Here is a 14,705-nt window from a genome sequence, read left to right as displayed (position 1 = left end):
GCCACGCCCGCTCCGGCGCCCACCGAACGCACGGCACAGCGTGCCCGGCCGGTCGCCGCGACCGCCGCACCGGTGTCTGCTGCTTCCGTCACTACAGCTGCTGAAACAGCGCCGGCCAAGGAAATCGCGCCGGTCGCAGCGCCCGTAACGGCGCCCGCTGAGCCGGTTGCGGATGTTGCGCCCCTGCCCGTAGAAAAAGCCAAGACCGCAGGCGGCGAATTTCCTTGGGAGATCGTCGGCGGCGCAGCCGCACTGCTGATCGTCGGTGGAGCCGGCCTTGCCTTCGCACGCCGCCGTCGCAACAAAGGCGAGCTTTCCGACGAAAGCTGGGAACCGGTCGCGACGACCGAGCCCGCAATCGTGGCCCCTGCCGTGACGACGCCGCGTGCGGCGATCGCAGAGCCGGCAAGCACTGATGCAAAACCTTGGATTACCCCGGCCTATACGGCGCGCGAGCGGACAACGCCCGCCTTTGCTGCGGCCCCGAGCGGCAGCATGGGGCGGCACGAAGCGATGGCGCTGACCGGCCCGACCCCCGATAATCCTTTTGCGACATTGGCCAAGCGACTGAAGCGCGCGCGCTTCCTCGATCGACAGGAACGCACGGCCTATGACGAAACGCTCGCAGGGCAGAAAGACATGACCCGCAAGCCGGTCAGCGCTTGGGAGGTCTCCCAGCGCCCTGCCCCTGCAGCGCAGGAACAGCAGGAAGTCCGCCGTCCCGAAACGGGGCCCGGTCGTCCAGGCCTTCGTCCCGGCTTTGCCCGCAACTGATCGGCCGAACGGCAGGCATGAAAAAAGGGCGGCGCCTTATGGCACCGCCCTTTTCCCTGTTCATCGGAGCGCGGCGGGCGAACCCGCCGGACCCGAACCGAATTACTTCAGTTCGACGGTCGCGCCAGCGGCGAGCAGCTTGGCCTTCAACTCTTCGGCTTCAGCCTTGTTCACGCCTTCCTTGACGGCCTTGGGCGCGCTTTCGACGAGCGCCTTGGCTTCGCCCAGACCCAGGCCGGTGATCGCACGGACTTCCTTGATCACGTTGATCTTGTTGCCGCCGTCACCGGTCAGGATGACGTCGAATTCGGTCTGCTCTTCAGCAGCCGGGCCGGCAGCGGCAGCGGCGGGAGCGGCAGCAACAGCAGCGGCAGCCGAAACGCCCCACTTTTCTTCGAGCAACTTCGAAAGTTCAGCAGCTTCCAGAACGGTCAGCGCCGACAGGTCTTCAACGATCTTTGCGAGATCAGCCATTTTCATTCTCCATCAGAACCGGGAAAGCCCGGTGAATTGTTACGGTAGGTAAAAGTTTATGCCGCTTCCTTGGCGCCATAAGCACCAAAGACCCGCGCCAGCTGACCAGCCGGGGCTGCCGCAATCTGGGCAACCTTGGTGGCCGGAGCCTGGAGCAGACCGACAAGCTTGCCACGCAGTTCGTCAAGCGACGGCAGCGATGCAAGCGCCTTCACGCCTTCCACGTCGAGGACCACATCCCCCATGCCGCCACCGACGATTTCAAGCTTGTCGTTGGTCTTGGCAAATTCCACCGCGATCTTTGCGGCCGCGACCGGATCGGTCGAGCTGGCGATTGCGGTGGGACCGGTCAGCAGTTCGCCGATACCGGTGTAGGACGTGCCATCGAGCGCGATCTTGGCCAGGCGGTTCTTCGTGACCCTGAAGCTTGCACCCGCGGTCCGCATCTGCTCGCGAAGCACCGTCGACTGAGCGACGGTAAGGCCCAGGTTGCGAACAATCACAACCGAGGCGGCATTCGACAGCGTAGCATTCAGCGAGGATACGGCTTCGGCCTTTTCAGCACGATCCATGCCTGTTTCTCCACTCATGCCCGGATGCACGCCGAAACGCACCGCCGGGCGGCTAACACACGCAAAGTCAGAAGGGACGAATCCCGCCTGTCCTTTACGCAACGATGTCCGATGGGGTCGGTCAAGCCGCGTCACTTGCCATGCAAGCGGGCGACCGAAGTAAGACTGTTCCCCGTCTCGGTTGGAAATTAAGAAGGGCAAATCCCCTTCACCAACTGTCTCGGACGGAATTGTCCCAAGACCGGATCGCTCCGGAAGCGGGACAACACGGGGCGGCGAATAGCCGAAAACGCGCAGGAGTCAAGGCGCGTCGCGGAAGTTGGCGAAGGTGCCGCGCAGCGCCACTTGCAAAGTTTGTTTCAAGATATATCTTAGACGCATCGAATCGCATGAAGGAGTTTGAGATGCGACATGGAATGAACCGGCATGGATGCGGCACGCATCATGCCATGCACCGCGCGATGCGCCAGGCGATGCGCCACGGTGGACGCGGTTTCGGTCACGGATTTGGCGGCGGCGGCTTTGGCGGCCGGTTCCGCGACGAGGATGACGGACGCGGGCGCCGCCGGCGGATGTTCGACAGCGGCGAACTCAGGCTCGTCCTTTTGAAGCTGGTCGCCGACGAACCGCGCCACGGATATGACCTGATCCGCCAGATCGAGGACCTGACCGGCGGCGCCTATGCGCCGAGCCCGGGCGTCATCTACCCCACGCTCACCCTGCTCGACGACATGGGACAGATCGAAGCCGCCGAGAGCGAAGGCGCGAAGAAGCTGTTCGCGATCACCGATGCCGGCCGGGCCGAACTGGAAGCCAATGCCGAAGTTGTCGACCGCCTGATCGCCCGCCTGACCGAAGTCGGGGCCGAGCGCCAGCGCACCGACAGCGCGTCGGTCCGCCGGGCGATGGGCAATCTGAAGGCCGTGCTGATGAACCGGCTGGGCGACCGCGACCTCGACGGGACGACGCTGCACGACATCGTGGCGCTGATCGACGAAGCCGCGCAGAAGATCGAGCGGCTGTAATGGGAGCGAGCACGATCACCGGTGTACCCACGGCGCACGCGAGCAAATATCTGCAGCAGCTGTGCAAGCACTGGCAGCATAATCTGGCCGTCGAATTCACCCCCGACCACGGCACCGTCGCCTTCCCCCGGGATGCGCGCGGTGCCGACTGGCCGGACGATGCGCTGGTCACCTTCGATGCGGAACCCGACACCTTGTCGGTCCGCATCGACGCAAGCAACGACGAGCATCTCGCGGTCATGAAGGACGTCGTCGTCCGCCACCTCGACCGCTTCGCCTTTCGCGAGGCGCCGCTGACGTTCGACTGGCGCGAGGGTTAAGGCCCGCTCAGCCAATCACGGCATTCCGGCGGGCGTAGAGGAAATAAACGCCGAGCCCGCCGGCATTCCACACAAGGAACCAGAGCTGGGTCTGCGCCGGGAGGCTGAAGAACAGGTAGATGCAGCCGAGCACCGCGATGCCGCCGACCACCCACGGCAGCGGCGCGCGGAAGGTGCGCGGCGCGTCGGGCGCGCGGCGGCGCATGATCAGCATGCATATTGACACCGCGGTGAAGGCGGCGAGCGTCCCCGCGTTGGCGAGCGCGGCGAGTTCGCCCAAGGGAATGAAGCCCGCGAGCACCGCGACGACGATGGCGGTGAAGATGGTGATCCGCACCGGCGTCCCGCGCGACGACAGCCTCGCGAGGCTCGCGGGAAGCAGCCCGTCGCGCGCCATCGTGAAGAAGATGCGGCTCTGCCCGTAGAAGAAGGCGAGGATGACCGTCGGCAGCGCGATGATCGCCGAAATGGCGAGATATTGCGCCGCGAGCGGGCTGCCGAGTTCGCGCAGGATCAGCGCGAGCGGTTCGGGGCTGTTGGCGAAACGCGTGTAGGCGATCGCGCCCACCGCGGCGACCGCAACGGCGATATAGATGAGAACGCACGCGAACATCGACCCGACGATCCCGATCTTGAGGTCGCGGTCGGGGTTCTTTGCCTCTTCGGCAGCGGTCGCGATCGCATCGAAGCCGTAAAAGGCGAAAAAGATGATCGCCGCGGCGGCCATCACGCCGCGCTCGACCCCGTCGGGGCCGATATGCTTGGGAAAGCCATAGGGGCTGAACGGTTCGAGATTGGCAGCGTCGAAAGCGGGAAGCGCGACCGCGACGAAGACGACAAGCGCGACAATCTTGACCAGCACAAGAACCGCGTTGAGCGTCGCGCTTTCGCGCGTACCGACGAGCAGCAGGCCGGCGACGACCGCGATGATCGCGATCGCGGGGAGGTTGACGATACCGCCGAGTTCGGGGCCCTGCATCAGCGCCATCGGCATGCCCGCCCACGCCTGGAGCAGCGGCGCGGCATAACCCGACCAGCCGACCGCGACCGCGCTGACGACGAGCGAATATTCGAGAATCAGGCTCCACCCGACGATCCACGCGAGAAGCTCGCCGATCACCACATAGCTGTAGGTGTAGGCGCTGCCCGATGCCGGGATCATCGTCGCCATTTCGGCATAGGCGAGCGCCGCACAGGCACAGATGAGACCGGCGATGCCGAACGAAAGAATCACCGCAGGCCCCGCCTTGTCGGCACCGACGCCGATCAGCGTGAGAATGCCGGTGCCGACGATCGCCCCGACGCCGAGGGCAATCAGATGCGGCCAACTGAGCGTTCGCGCCAACGCCTGCCCTTCCGGCCGTTCGGGTACGATCGGCTTGCGGCGAAACAGGCTGTCAGTCATGCGGTGGGCTCCCCTTGTGCTTTCGGCCGCTTGTACGCGCGCCGGTCGGCAACGCAAGTCGCGCGAACGAGATCAATGCGAAGGGTCGTTACGGGGTGGGGAGCCGCCATTCGTCATCCCGGACTTGATCCGGGATCCACCGCGGCGCTGAAATCATGGACCCCGGATCAAGTCCGGGGTGACGAAAAAGAAACAATCCTCCCTTTTCGCACAGCGATGGGGAGGGGGGCCGCGCCCGCAGGGCGTGGTGGAGGGGCCGCGACGTCGCGTTACGGGCCCCTCCGTCAGCGCTTCGCGCTGCCACCTCCCCATGCCTGCGGCACAGGGAGGAGCGAACGCCCCCTTCCGGTCGACATTACCCTGCCGAAACCCGCCGTCGCTGCGGCGGCGCCGAAACTTCAAGCGCCCCCCATGCGTTGCTCCCGAAAGAAGGAGCAAAGTTCATGACCCTCCCCCACAATACACTCGTCCTCGTCGCCGACGGCCGCAAGGCGCTGTTTCTGCGCAATCAGGGTGACGAGCAGCAGATCGACCTGCGCACGGCCGCGCACCGCGAACGCGACGACCGCAAGGACAGCGACATCAAGACCGACGCGGCGGGCCAGTCACCCGCCCCCGCCGGCAGCGGGCTTCCCGGCGGGACGATGGGCGAGCCCGATTTCCACCAGCAGGAAGAAGACCGTTTCGCGCGCGATCTGGCCGAAAAGATCAATGCGATGGCGCTGGCGGGAACGTTCGACGCGCTCGTCGTCATCGCGCCGGCGCGCACGATGGGTGAGCTTCGCCCGCTGTGGCACAAGGAAACAAGCGCGCGCCTTGTCGGCGAGCATGTGAAGGAAATGACCGATCGCCCGGTTCCGGACATCGAAGCCTTGCTCGTCGGCGAGGCGGCGCCCCCGTCCTGATCAGCGGCGCGCTTCCTTTGCCAGCGTGCTCACCACGCCCCATGCGATCAGCGCCTGTCCCGCGAAATAGAGCGGCCATACGAGCCATAGCGTGACATCCTTCGACAGGACGGCGCCTTCGCCCGCAAAGATGAACAGGTCGCTCGCAAGGAACAGCATCGCGCCGATGCCGGTGCGATAGCGCGGAAAACGGCTCGTCCAAGCCGCGGCCGCCATCGCCGCGACAAACAGCGAATAGACGGCGGCGTGCCACCAGCCCGGCGCGGGGCTCAGCATCCCCCATACGATCGCGAGTGTGGCCGGCATCGTCAGCCAGCCGAGCAGACGCTGCGACGGCGTCAGCTGCCCGCGACGATTGAGGAGATACAGCGTGATCGCGATCAGGTGCCCGACAGCAAATGCAGCGGCGCCGGTGACGAGCCCTTTCGCGTCGAGCAGCCAGTCGCCAAGCGCCCCGAAGCCGAGCACTGCAGCGATCAGCCAGCCATTTCTCTCGCGGGCATTCGCCGCTGCCCACAGGGCCAGAAAGGCCACGCCTGTCGTCTTCCACGCCCAGATCGCCGGGCCATCGAGCCGCAGATAGACCGCCGCAAAAAAGCTGATCCCGCCGACCAGTGCCGCAAGCCACAGCCAGCGCGCGCGATCCCAACCCTGTTCCCCGCTCATTCCTCACCCCTTTGCATCTTGTCGCCAACCGGCCTAGTGCGCGGCGAAGGCAGCGCAAGCCCAAACAAGCCGCGCGGCGAAGGCAGCGCAACCCCAAACAGGCGTGCGCGGCGCACAGGATCAAGTCACGGATAGAATATGGGTTACGACATTCACATAATCGGCGGCGGTCTCGCGGGCTCCGAGGCAGCATGGCAGCTCGCCGAAGCCGGTTTTCGCGTCCGCCTCTCCGAAATGCGCGGAGGCGGCGACATGACCCCGGCGCATCAGGGCGACACCCTCGCCGAAATGGTGTGCTCGAACAGCTTTCGCAGCGATGATGGCGACAGCAACGCGGTCGGCCTGCTCCACCGCGAAATGCGCGCGCTGGGCTCGATCATCATGCGCGAGGCCGATGCGACGAAAGTGCCCGCAGGATCGGCGCTCGCGGTCGACCGCGACCTCTTCTCGGGCGGTGTCACCAACGCGCTCGAAAACCATCCGAACGTCACGATCGTTCGCGAACGTGTCGATACGCTGCCTTCCGAAGGCCTCACGATCGTGGCGACCGGTCCGCTCACCGCCGCCGGCCTCGCGTCGAGCATCGGCACCGCAACCGGCAAGGACGCGCTCGCCTTCTTCGACGCCATCGCGCCGATCGTCTACCGCGACAGCATCGACATGGACGTCGCGTGGATGGCGAGCCGCTGGGACAAGGTCGGGCCGATCGGCGACGGCAAGGACTATATCAACTGCCCGATGGACAAGGACCAGTATCACGCCTTCGTCCAGGGACTCGTCGACGGCGACAAGACCGAGTTCAAGGACTGGGAAAAGGACACCCCCTATTTCGAGGGCTGCATGCCGATCGAGGTGATGGCCGAGCGCGGCCCCGAAACGCTTCGCTTCGGCCCGATGAAGGGCGTCGGCCTCGACAATCCGCGCACCGGGCGCTGGCCCTATGCGGTCGTCCAGCTCCGCCAGGACAATGCGCTCGGCACGCTGTGGAACATGGTCGGATTCCAGACGAAGCTGAAGCACGCGGCGCAGGTCGAGCTGTTCCGTACCATTCCGGGGCTCGAAAAGGCGGAGTTCGCGCGCCTTGGCGGTCTCCACCGCAACAGCTTTATCCGCTCGCCCGAACTGCTCGACCAGCAGCTCCGGCTTAAATCGGCACCGCATATCCGCTTTGCGGGGCAGATCACCGGCTGCGAGGGCTATGTCGAAAGCGCCGCGATCGGGCTCATCGCTGCGCGCTTCGCCGCCGCCGAACTCGGCGGTCGCACCCTGCCGCCGCCCCCGCCCGAAACCGCGCTCGGCGCGCTGCTCGGGCACATCACCGGCGGCGCCGATGCGTCGTCCTACCAGCCGATGAACGTCAATTTCGGCCTCTTCCCGCCGCTCGCCGAGGATGTCCGCAAGAAGGACCGCAAGCTCGGTTACACGCAGCGCGCGGGTTCGAGGCTGGCGGAGTGGATGAAGCAGACCGAAGGCGTCACGGTGTAACGTGTAACCGTCGCCGATCCTCCCTGTGGCGAAGCCATGGGGAGGGGGACCGTCCGCGAAGCGGATGGTGGAGGGGCTGCAACGTCGCGTTATTGCCCCTCCGTCAGCGCTGCGCGCTGCCACCTCCCCATCGCTGCGCGACAGGGAGGATCGGATTTGCCCTCGCTATCAACAGCTGCACTTCGGCTTCGCTGCCTGTTTCGGCGCGGTCGTCGCGAACTCCGCGCGTGTCAGATCCCCCGACTTGTCTGCATCCGCGCCCGCGAACCGCTGCCCCGTCGCGGCCGCCCATTCCTCGAAGGTCAGCAGGTTATTGCCGTCCTTGTCGAGCTTGCGGAACGCCGCGGTGCGCGATGACATCAGTTCGACCCGGCTGATCCGGTCGTTGCGGTCGCGATCGAACCGATTGAAGCGCCGCTCCTCGCGCGATGCCTCTTTCGCGGCGGGCAAGGCTGGCGGCGCGGGCCCCCGCGTGGGGGCATTCGCCGCCGCGACGGGAATCGCCGGCAAGGCGGGCGGCGGATCGGGAAGCACCTCTTCCTCGGCGATCTGCGTATAGCCTTTCCACATGAAAAGGCCGCCGGTGAGCAGCAGCGCGCTCGCCACACCGCCGATCAGAAAACGGGAAACTGCCATACGCCCCTCCGCGCCGATTGATGGGACCAGCTATCACGATGCGGCGCGAGGCGACAACAAACACCACCATTATGGCGACGAAATTCAATCGAGAAACCCTCTCGAAATTACGCAAATGATTGCTACATTCGATCAATGCACAACTACCTCCCCTCGCTGAAACAGATGCAATATCTCGTCGCGCTGCACGAACAGGGCCATTTCGGCCGCGCCGCCGATGCCTGCAACGTCACGCAATCGACGCTGTCAGCGGGGATTCGCGAGCTCGAAACCTTGCTTGGCCAGACGCTGGTCGAACGCACCCGCCGCGTCGTGCGTTTTACCGTTCTCGGCAACGCAATCGTCGAAAAGGCGCACCGCGTCCTGCGCGAAGCCGAAGAACTCGCCGACATGGCTGCGGCGGCCGCGGCACCGCTGGTCGGCGAACTGCGGATGAGCGTGATCCCGACGATCGCGCCCTTTCTGCTTCCTGGCCTCCTCCCGCGGCTTCGCAAGGAACGCCCTTCGCTGAAGCTGTTCCTGCGCGAAGAGCCGAGCGCGCAGGCATGCGAATCGCTCCACCACGGCACCGTCGACTGCGTGCTGCTCGCGCTTCCCTATGCCTGCGGCGATGTGGAGAGCGAGCCGCTGTTCGACGATGCGCTGTTCGTCGCCTTCCCCGGCGACCAGTCCGAAGACCTGCCCGCGATGGTCAGCGCCGACCAGCTCGACCCCGCGCAAATGCTGATGCTCGAGGACGGGCATTGCCTGAAGGATCATGTCCTCGCCGCCTGCAACCGCCCCGAACTGCGCGCCGGGGCGCGGATGATGGGAACGTCGCTGCACACGCTGGTGCAGATGGTCGACAATGGCCTCGGCATCACGATGCTGCCGCAAATGGCGATCGAGGCCGGCATCCTCGATCACACCGACATCGACACGCGCCCGCTCGATTCGGAACATGACTGGCGAACGATCGCGCTCGTGTGGCGCAAGGGCAGCCCGCGCGCCGACGAATTCCGCCTGCTCGCCGACATCTTCCGCAAGCATCAGGTGAATTAGCGTCCTGACGAGATCGCTAGTCCCATCGCTCCGCACGGGCATGGTCGCCCGCACGCCGCTCGACCCATTGCACCCGCCCGTCGGCGAAGGTTTCGCGCTTCCACAGCATCACATCGGTTTTCAGCCGGTCGATCAGAAACTCGCACGCCGCCAGCGCCTCGGCGCGGTGCGGGCTGCTCGCGAGCACGAGGACGATCGTCTCGCCGGGCACCATCGCCCCGACACGATGGATCAGCGTCAATGCCGAAAGCTGCCAGCGGTCCACCGCCTTATTCGCCAGATCGACCAGCCCCGCACCCGTCATCGCGGGATGATGATCGAGGTAGAGTTCGGTCAGCCCGTCCCCGCCGCGCACCCGCCCGACAAAGCTCGCGCTCGCGCCATATCCGCCTGCATCGTGCAGGCGAAGCTCGGCCGCGACGTCGATGATTTCGGACCGGACGAGGGCGCGGATCATCCGCCGGTGACCGGCGGGAACAGCGCGACTTCGCGTGCGCCCGCGAGAGGTGCGCCGGGCCTTGTCATCACACCGTCGACCGCGGCGCGGATGCGGTGCGCCTCGGCAAAGGTCCGGCCTCCCCGCTCGTCGCGGGCGGCCAGCCATGCGACGAGCGCGCCGACGTCGGTTACGCTCGCGGGCAACTCGACCGTTTCGCCGGGAATTCCCATCCGCTCGCGCACCCAGGCGAAATAGGCGATGTTCAGCGCCATCGGGTCCGGCTCAATCCATATGTTTCAGGCCGACGCGCAGATAATCCCAGCCGGTGATCAGCGTCAGCACCGCCGCGCCCCAAAGCGAAATCAGCCCGACGGTCTTGATCCAGACCATCGCCGGCAGCGCGCCCGCCAGAATCAGCGCGCCGAACGCGACGAGCTGGAAGGTCGTCTTCCACTTGGCGAGCTGGGTCACCGGCATCGACACCTGCAAGGTCGCGAGGAATTCGCGCAGGCCCGACACGATGATCTCGCGCAGCAGGATCATCAGCGCCGCGATCACGTGGTAGCCGCTGATGTCGCGGGTGAAGACGAGCAGCAGGATCACCGCGGCGATCATGATCTTGTCGGCGATCGGATCGAGGAAGGCGCCGAGCCGCGACACGATCCCGCGCGAGCGTGCGACATAGCCGTCAAAATAGTCGGTAATGCCCATCAGGCAGTAAAGGCCGAAGGCGAGCGCATAGTCGATCGGTTTCGGCTGGTGCGATCCCTCCACCACTCCCGGCCACAGCAGGAAAAGCAGGATGGGCACCGCCAGGATGCGCGACAATGTCAGAATGTTCGGAAGGCTGAGCATGATCCCTGTCGGCGTATCCGTTCCAAAATGGGCTTTGACCCTGAATGCCCTAACCGATAAGCCCCCCGGGCGACAACCAAATTGCCCCCGGGGCTGTCATGTGGGGCGCGTTGCCGACATGTCGGGATACAAGATGGATTTTCAATGACCGGTTCCTTTGCGCTGCTGAATCAACGCCGGTTCCTTCCCCTTTTCGTCACCCAGCTCCTCGGCGCCTTCAACGACAATCTGTTCAAGAATGCGATGGTGCTGTTCGTCGTCTACGGCGTATTCAACAGCGAAGAGCAGGAAACGCTGTTCAGCGCGGTCGCGACGGGCCTTTTCATCCTGCCCTTCTTCCTCCTGTCGGCGCTCGCCGGCCAGCTCGCCGACACGCGCGACAAGGCGCGGATCATCCGCATCGTCAAATTCTGCGAAATCCTCATCATGCTCGTCGGCGGAACCGGCCTCGTCCTCGCGTGGATGGGTTTCGCCGTCCACCTGATCGCGATTCCGCTCATGATGCTCGCGCTGTTCGCCATGGGCATCCACTCGACCTTTTTCGGCCCGATCAAATATGCGATCCTGCCGCAGCACCTCGAAAGCGACGAAGTGCTCGCCGGCACGGGACTGGTCGAGGCGGGAACCTATATCGCCATCCTTGCCGGGACGATCCTGGCCGGCGTCATCGACGTCGAATGGGCGGCGCTCGGGGTCGTCGTCGTCGCCGCGATCGGTTACTGGACCGGACGCAAGGTCCCGCCTGCCCCGCCCGAGCATGAAGAAACGGGGATCGACTGGCACATCATCCGCTCGTCGGTCGCGCTCGTCCGCGGCACGATGCACATCCCGCGTCTCTATCTCGCGATCCTCTCTATCAGCTTTTTCTGGACGATCGGCGCGGTGCTGTTCATCCAGTTCCCGCCGCTGGCAAAGAACATCCTCCACGCCGACAAGAGCGTCGCCAGCCTGTTTCTCGCGGTCTTCTCGGTCGGGATCGCGATCGGATCGGTCGCAGTAAACCGGCTGCTGAAGGGCAAGGTTTCGGCGCGCTACAGCCCCGCCAGCGTGATCGTCATGGCGCTGTTCGTCGTCGCCTTTTATTGGGTTTGCCGCAACTGGGGCGCCGAACCGGCGGGCACGCTCTACGACATCGGCGGTTTCCTCGGCCACACCAGCGTCGTCCCGTTGCTGCTCAGCCTGCTCGGCATCGCGATCAGCGGCGGGATGTTCGTCGTGCCGCTGTACGCCTTCCTCACCACCACCGTCCCCAAGGACCAGACCGCGCGCACGGTCGCCGCGAACAATATCGTCAATTCGGGCGCGATGGTCGCGGGATCGCTGCTTGCGATGGGCCTTGGTTTCGCCGGTGTCGGCACGGTCGACCAGCTGCTGATGAGCGCCGCGATGTGCCTGATCTCGGCCTGGCTCGCGGTGAAGCTGCATCGCGCCTGCGATTGAGTGGGCGGCTTGGGGTGGAGGCTGCCATTGCTTCCCCCAACGTTCGTCATCGCGGGCTTGACCAAGGGTGACATGACAAGAAATGTCATGTTCAGTCGCTACCGGTCATCCCGCCGTCGGAATTCGATCAAATCCCACTTGTTGCCATAAAGGTCGAGGAACACCGCGACGGTGCCATAGTCGGCCTCCGCCGGCTCGCGCTCGATCCGCACGCCCTTGTCCAGCAGACGCTGATAGTCCCGTGCGAAATCATCGGTCTGGAGGAAGAGGAAAACGCGGCCGCCTGACTGGTCGCCGATGAACCCGGCCTGGCTCTCATTGGCCGCACGCGCGAGCAGGATCGTGGCGCCGCCCGGCGGGTTGCCGGGAGGCGCGACGAGCACCCAGCGCTTGTCCTGCGCCGGCTGATAGTCGTCGGCAACGAGCGTGAAGCCCAACGTCCCGACATAGAAGTCGATCGCCTCGTCATAGTCGCGCACGACGAGCGCGACATGCGCGAGCGACTGCCGCATCATTCGCGAAGCCCGCGCAGCGCGGCGCCCGCGGCGAACGGCCCGACCATGGTCAACAACAGGCTCGACGCCGCAAGCAGCTTGACCGCGCCGCGCCCCGACGGGTCGAGCATCCCCGCACCGAAGATCAGCAGCGGCACCGCGAGCGGCAGAATGAGCAGCCCTCCGATCGCGCTTCCCCCTTTGAGGTTTGCGGTCAGTGCGGCGCTCAGCACCGCAAGCGAGGCCAGCGCCGGGATTGCGATCGCAATCCCTGTCGTGAGCAGTTCGACCCGTTCGCCATCCTGCGCAAGCAACGTCGCTGCCGGAACCAGCGCGATCAGCAAAGGCAGTCCAAAACCAATGGCATGCGCGCCGATCTTCACAGCCGCGATCACCTCGTCGGCGAAGCCGCGCACCGCAAGCTGGTCGAGGACCCCGGCGTCCTTGTCAGGGCGCACCAGCCGGTCGATCGGCAGCAGTGCGGCGAGCAGGGCCGCAACCCACACCATCCCGCCGCCCGCGCGGCGGAGCAGCGGCGCATCGGGTCCGACGGCAAAGGGAAAGGCAGTCGCGACGAGCAGGAAAAACAGCACCGGCAGCCACAGCGCCCCGCTGCCCCATGCGCGACGCAGATCGCGCCAGAAGAGGGCGATCAGCGCAGTCAAGCGAGCGCCCCCATATCGCGTTCGGCCAGATCAGGAATGTCCAGCGCGAAATGCGAGGCCAGCAGGACGCATCCGCCGTTGCCGCGATGCCTTGCGATCGCCGCCACCAGCCGCGCCTGCGCCGCGTCGTCCATGCCGTTCGCAGGCTCGTCGAGCAGCCAGATCGGTGCGCCGCTCGCGATCACCCGCACCATCGCCGCACGCTTGCGCTGCCCGGTCGACAGCATCGTCACCGGCACCTCGGCGAGGGGCGCCAGCGCCATTTCCGCCATCGCACGATCGACCGCATGGCCATCGACCGTATCGACCCGCGCCCAGAAATCGAGCGCGCGGCGCAAGGGCAACTCGGCGTCGAGCGCGGCCGCTTCGTCGATCAGCGCAATCCGCTCGCGGCGTTCGATCGTCCCGGCCGCCGGGCGCAGCAGCCCGGCGGCGAGGCGGATCAGGCTCGACTTGCCCGCGCCATTGGGACCACGCAGCCACAGTGCGTCGCCACGGCTCATCGTCAGCGACAGACCCTCGAACAACAGGCGGTCGCCGCGGATGCACGCCACATTGTCGAGCCGCAGCAGCCCGGTCACGACCCCCGCGCGCAGAGGCGCGCTCACGCCATATCCTCGAGCGCGTGCATATCGTCGTCGGAGAAGCCGAAATGATGCCCGATCTCGTGGATCAGGACATGTCGCACCAGCGTATCGAGCCGCTCGCCGGTCTCGATCCATTCGACGAGGATCGGGACGCGATACAGCGTCACCCGGTCGGGCATGCCGCCGCTCTGGTCGATACTCCGCTCGGTCAGCGGACGGCCTTCGTACAGGCCCGTCAAATCATAGGGATGTTCGATATCGAGCGAGGCGAGCACCTCGTCGTCGGCAAATTCCTCGATTCCGATCACGACGCCCTCAATATGCGGCGCGAAAACCGCGGGCATGGTTTCCAGCGCGGCCTCGGCCATCGCGAACAGCGCGTCGGCGTCGGGGGCGCCGCCGGTCCATCCGGCGGGTAAATCGGGGCGGGCACTCTTGTCGCTCATGGCGCCCTTCCTTATGGCGACGACACGATATTGACCAGCGGGAGAAAGAAAATGGTTCGGAAACTCGACGATACGGAGCGCGGCGCGCTCCTCGCCCGCTTTCCCGAATGGGCGCACGAACCGGTACGCGACGCGATCACGCGGCAGTTCAGGTTCGACGATTTCGCGCAGGCGTTCGGCTTCATGGCCAGCGTCGCGATCCTTGCCGAAAAGATGGATCATCACCCCGAATGGTCGAACGTCTATAACCGCGTCGATATATTGCTGACCACGCACGACGCCGACGGATTGTCGGAACGCGACGCGAAACTGGCCGAGGCGATCGAAGCGCTGGTCTGACCGATCGGGAGGGCAGCTGACGACCGATATTAGCCGTCGCCCCCCGCGAAGGCGGGGGCCGCCGGAAGCATAGCGCAAGGCCGATTGCGGCCCCCGCCTTCGCGGGAGCGACGAGTCAGGAAACCACCCCGTTTAGG

20 protein-coding genes are annotated in these 14,705 nt (G+C 65.6%); 8 read left to right on the top strand and 12 right to left on the bottom strand.

Going from position 1 to position 14,705, the window contains the following annotated elements:
* Positions 1-774, top strand: a 774-nt coding sequence (locus VN047_RS14360; protein ID WP_325543782.1) for a hypothetical protein, incomplete at its 5' end; no start/stop codon positions are given.
* 102 nt (positions 775-876) lie between these two features.
* Here the strand turns inward: VN047_RS14360 and rplL are convergent.
* Together rplL and rplJ are read right to left on the bottom strand one after the other, a co-directional pair.
* Positions 877-1,248, bottom strand: coding sequence for a 50S ribosomal protein L7/L12 (rplL, locus tag VN047_RS14355; RefSeq protein WP_325543780.1), 372 nt, complete (start codon positions 1,246-1,248; stop codon positions 877-879).
* Between the two features lie 56 nt (positions 1,249-1,304).
* Positions 1,305-1,820, bottom strand: a complete 516-nt coding sequence (rplJ, locus tag VN047_RS14350; protein ID WP_325543778.1) for a 50S ribosomal protein L10 — start codon at positions 1,818-1,820, stop codon at positions 1,305-1,307.
* Positions 1,821-2,269: 449 nt separating this feature from the next.
* Here rplJ and VN047_RS14345 point away from each other — a divergent pair, with 449 nt between their 5' ends.
* Together VN047_RS14345 and VN047_RS14340 are read left to right on the top strand one after the other, a co-directional pair.
* Positions 2,270-2,845 (top strand): PadR family transcriptional regulator, encoded by a 576-nt coding sequence (locus VN047_RS14345; protein ID WP_414712710.1) that lies wholly within the window; start codon positions 2,270-2,272, stop codon positions 2,843-2,845.
* Complete coding sequence (locus VN047_RS14340; RefSeq protein ID WP_325543776.1) at positions 2,845-3,165, top strand: DUF2218 domain-containing protein; 321 nt, start codon at positions 2,845-2,847, stop codon at positions 3,163-3,165. Before VN047_RS14345 ends, VN047_RS14340 begins: the two co-directional genes overlap by 1 nt.
* Before the next feature lie 7 nt (positions 3,166-3,172).
* Here the strand turns inward: VN047_RS14340 and VN047_RS14335 are convergent, their stop codons facing one another.
* Positions 3,173-4,570, bottom strand: a complete 1,398-nt coding sequence (locus VN047_RS14335; RefSeq protein WP_325543774.1) for an amino acid permease — start codon at positions 4,568-4,570, stop codon at positions 3,173-3,175.
* A gap of 443 nt (positions 4,571-5,013) precedes the next feature.
* Here VN047_RS14335 and VN047_RS14330 point away from each other — a divergent pair, with 443 nt between their 5' ends.
* A complete protein-coding gene (locus VN047_RS14330; RefSeq protein ID WP_325543772.1) occupies positions 5,014-5,475 on the top strand; it encodes a host attachment family protein in 462 nt (153 codons plus the stop codon).
* Here VN047_RS14330 and VN047_RS14325 read toward each other — a convergent pair whose 3' ends face one another.
* A complete protein-coding gene (locus tag VN047_RS14325) occupies positions 5,476-6,141 on the bottom strand; it encodes a lysoplasmalogenase (RefSeq protein WP_325543770.1) in 666 nt (221 codons plus the stop codon).
* Positions 6,142-6,279: 138 nt separating this feature from the next.
* On the opposite strand from VN047_RS14325, the gene trmFO reads away from it, so the two are divergent.
* Positions 6,280-7,626 carry a methylenetetrahydrofolate--tRNA-(uracil(54)-C(5))-methyltransferase (FADH(2)-oxidizing) TrmFO gene (trmFO, locus tag VN047_RS14320; RefSeq protein WP_325543768.1) on the top strand — a complete coding sequence of 449 codons (1,347 nt, stop codon included), beginning with the start codon at positions 6,280-6,282 and terminating at the stop codon, positions 7,624-7,626.
* A gap of 168 nt (positions 7,627-7,794) precedes the next feature.
* On the opposite strand, the gene VN047_RS14315 is transcribed toward trmFO, so the two are convergent.
* Entirely contained in the window at positions 7,795-8,262 is a 468-nt protein-coding gene (locus VN047_RS14315) for a hypothetical protein (RefSeq protein WP_325543766.1), read from the bottom strand.
* 135 nt (positions 8,263-8,397) lie between these two features.
* Between VN047_RS14315 and VN047_RS14310 the strand changes: the two genes are divergently transcribed.
* Entirely contained in the window at positions 8,398-9,303 is a 906-nt protein-coding gene (locus tag VN047_RS14310) for a hydrogen peroxide-inducible genes activator (RefSeq protein WP_325543764.1), read from the top strand.
* Between the two features lie 16 nt (positions 9,304-9,319).
* On the opposite strand, the gene VN047_RS14305 is transcribed toward VN047_RS14310, so the two are convergent.
* The 3 genes from VN047_RS14305 to pgsA are packed head-to-tail and all read right to left on the bottom strand — an operon-like array spanning position 9,320 to position 10,597.
* The gene (locus VN047_RS14305) at positions 9,320-9,760 is read right to left on the bottom strand and encodes a molybdenum cofactor biosynthesis protein MoaE (protein ID WP_325543762.1); all 441 of its coding nucleotides are present in this window, start codon (positions 9,758-9,760) and stop codon (positions 9,320-9,322) included.
* On the bottom strand, positions 9,757-10,014 hold the full coding sequence (gene moaD / locus VN047_RS14300; protein ID WP_325543760.1) for a molybdopterin converting factor subunit 1: 258 nt from the start codon (positions 10,012-10,014) through the stop codon (positions 9,757-9,759). Before moaD ends, VN047_RS14305 begins: the two co-directional genes overlap by 4 nt.
* A gap of 10 nt (positions 10,015-10,024) precedes the next feature.
* The gene (pgsA, locus tag VN047_RS14295; RefSeq protein ID WP_325543758.1) at positions 10,025-10,597 is read right to left on the bottom strand and encodes a CDP-diacylglycerol--glycerol-3-phosphate 3-phosphatidyltransferase; all 573 of its coding nucleotides are present in this window, start codon (positions 10,595-10,597) and stop codon (positions 10,025-10,027) included.
* A 144-nt stretch (positions 10,598-10,741) separates the two neighbouring features.
* On the opposite strand from pgsA, the gene VN047_RS14290 reads away from it, so the two are divergent.
* Complete coding sequence (locus VN047_RS14290) at positions 10,742-12,037, top strand: MFS transporter (RefSeq protein WP_325543755.1); 1,296 nt, start codon at positions 10,742-10,744, stop codon at positions 12,035-12,037.
* Between the two features lie 98 nt (positions 12,038-12,135).
* On the opposite strand, the gene VN047_RS14285 is transcribed toward VN047_RS14290, so the two are convergent.
* From VN047_RS14285 to VN047_RS14270, 4 genes are read right to left on the bottom strand one after another with little or no spacing between them, the layout of a single operon-like run.
* Positions 12,136-12,549: a VOC family protein gene (locus VN047_RS14285; protein ID WP_349255348.1), complete on the bottom strand. Its 414-nt coding sequence runs from the start codon at positions 12,547-12,549 to the stop codon at positions 12,136-12,138.
* Positions 12,549-13,196, bottom strand: a complete 648-nt coding sequence (locus tag VN047_RS14280) for a heme exporter protein CcmB (RefSeq protein WP_325543751.1) — start codon at positions 13,194-13,196, stop codon at positions 12,549-12,551. Before VN047_RS14280 ends, VN047_RS14285 begins: the two co-directional genes overlap by 1 nt.
* On the bottom strand, positions 13,193-13,777 hold the full coding sequence (gene ccmA, locus VN047_RS14275) for a heme ABC exporter ATP-binding protein CcmA (RefSeq protein WP_325543784.1): 585 nt from the start codon (positions 13,775-13,777) through the stop codon (positions 13,193-13,195). The genes VN047_RS14280 and ccmA overlap by 4 nt, the downstream gene beginning before the upstream one ends.
* A 23-nt stretch (positions 13,778-13,800) precedes the next feature.
* The gene (locus VN047_RS14270; RefSeq protein ID WP_325543750.1) at positions 13,801-14,229 is read right to left on the bottom strand and encodes a metallopeptidase family protein; all 429 of its coding nucleotides are present in this window, start codon (positions 14,227-14,229) and stop codon (positions 13,801-13,803) included.
* Positions 14,230-14,280: 51 nt separating this feature from the next.
* On the opposite strand from VN047_RS14270, the gene VN047_RS14265 reads away from it, so the two are divergent.
* Positions 14,281-14,568 carry a 4a-hydroxytetrahydrobiopterin dehydratase gene (locus VN047_RS14265; protein WP_325543748.1) on the top strand — a complete coding sequence of 96 codons (288 nt, stop codon included), beginning with the start codon at positions 14,281-14,283 and terminating at the stop codon, positions 14,566-14,568.
* Positions 14,569-14,705 lie beyond the last annotated feature (137 nt).

The sequence above is a fragment of the Sphingopyxis sp. genome, assembly GCF_035565275.1.
Lineage (GTDB): Bacteria > Pseudomonadota > Alphaproteobacteria > Sphingomonadales > Sphingomonadaceae > Sphingopyxis.
Note: the sequence above shows the minus strand (reverse complement) of the source record. Positions and strands in the feature narration are given on the sequence as shown.

Bases quoted from the DNA above. Each gene is read 5' to 3' on its own strand.
- rplL (WP_325543780.1), bottom strand. From the start codon at position 1,248: ATGGCTGATCTCGCAAAGATCGTTGAAGACCTGTCGGCGCTGACCGTT.
- rplJ (WP_325543778.1), bottom strand. From the start codon at position 1,820: ATGGATCGTGCTGAAAAGGCCGAAGCCGTATCCTCGCTGAATGCTACG.
- VN047_RS14345 (WP_414712710.1), top strand. From the start codon at position 2,270: ATGCACCGCGCGATGCGCCAGGCGATGCGCCACGGTGGACGCGGTTTC.
- VN047_RS14340 (WP_325543776.1), top strand. From the start codon at position 2,845: ATGGGAGCGAGCACGATCACCGGTGTACCCACGGCGCACGCGAGCAAA.
- VN047_RS14335 (WP_325543774.1), bottom strand. From the start codon at position 4,570: ATGACTGACAGCCTGTTTCGCCGCAAGCCGATCGTACCCGAACGGCCG.
- VN047_RS14330 (WP_325543772.1), top strand. From the start codon at position 5,014: ATGACCCTCCCCCACAATACACTCGTCCTCGTCGCCGACGGCCGCAAG.
- VN047_RS14325 (WP_325543770.1), bottom strand. From the start codon at position 6,141: ATGAGCGGGGAACAGGGTTGGGATCGCGCGCGCTGGCTGTGGCTTGCG.
- trmFO (WP_325543768.1), top strand. From the start codon at position 6,280: ATGGGTTACGACATTCACATAATCGGCGGCGGTCTCGCGGGCTCCGAG.
- VN047_RS14315 (WP_325543766.1), bottom strand. From the start codon at position 8,262: ATGGCAGTTTCCCGTTTTCTGATCGGCGGTGTGGCGAGCGCGCTGCTG.
- VN047_RS14310 (WP_325543764.1), top strand. From the start codon at position 8,398: ATGCACAACTACCTCCCCTCGCTGAAACAGATGCAATATCTCGTCGCG.
- VN047_RS14305 (WP_325543762.1), bottom strand. From the start codon at position 9,760: ATGATCCGCGCCCTCGTCCGGTCCGAAATCATCGACGTCGCGGCCGAG.
- moaD (WP_325543760.1), bottom strand. From the start codon at position 10,014: ATGGCGCTGAACATCGCCTATTTCGCCTGGGTGCGCGAGCGGATGGGA.
- pgsA (WP_325543758.1), bottom strand. From the start codon at position 10,597: ATGCTCAGCCTTCCGAACATTCTGACATTGTCGCGCATCCTGGCGGTG.
- VN047_RS14290 (WP_325543755.1), top strand. From the start codon at position 10,742: ATGACCGGTTCCTTTGCGCTGCTGAATCAACGCCGGTTCCTTCCCCTT.
- VN047_RS14285 (WP_349255348.1), bottom strand. From the start codon at position 12,549: ATGCGGCAGTCGCTCGCGCATGTCGCGCTCGTCGTGCGCGACTATGAC.
- VN047_RS14270 (WP_325543750.1), bottom strand. From the start codon at position 14,229: ATGAGCGACAAGAGTGCCCGCCCCGATTTACCCGCCGGATGGACCGGC.
- VN047_RS14265 (WP_325543748.1), top strand. From the start codon at position 14,281: ATGGTTCGGAAACTCGACGATACGGAGCGCGGCGCGCTCCTCGCCCGC.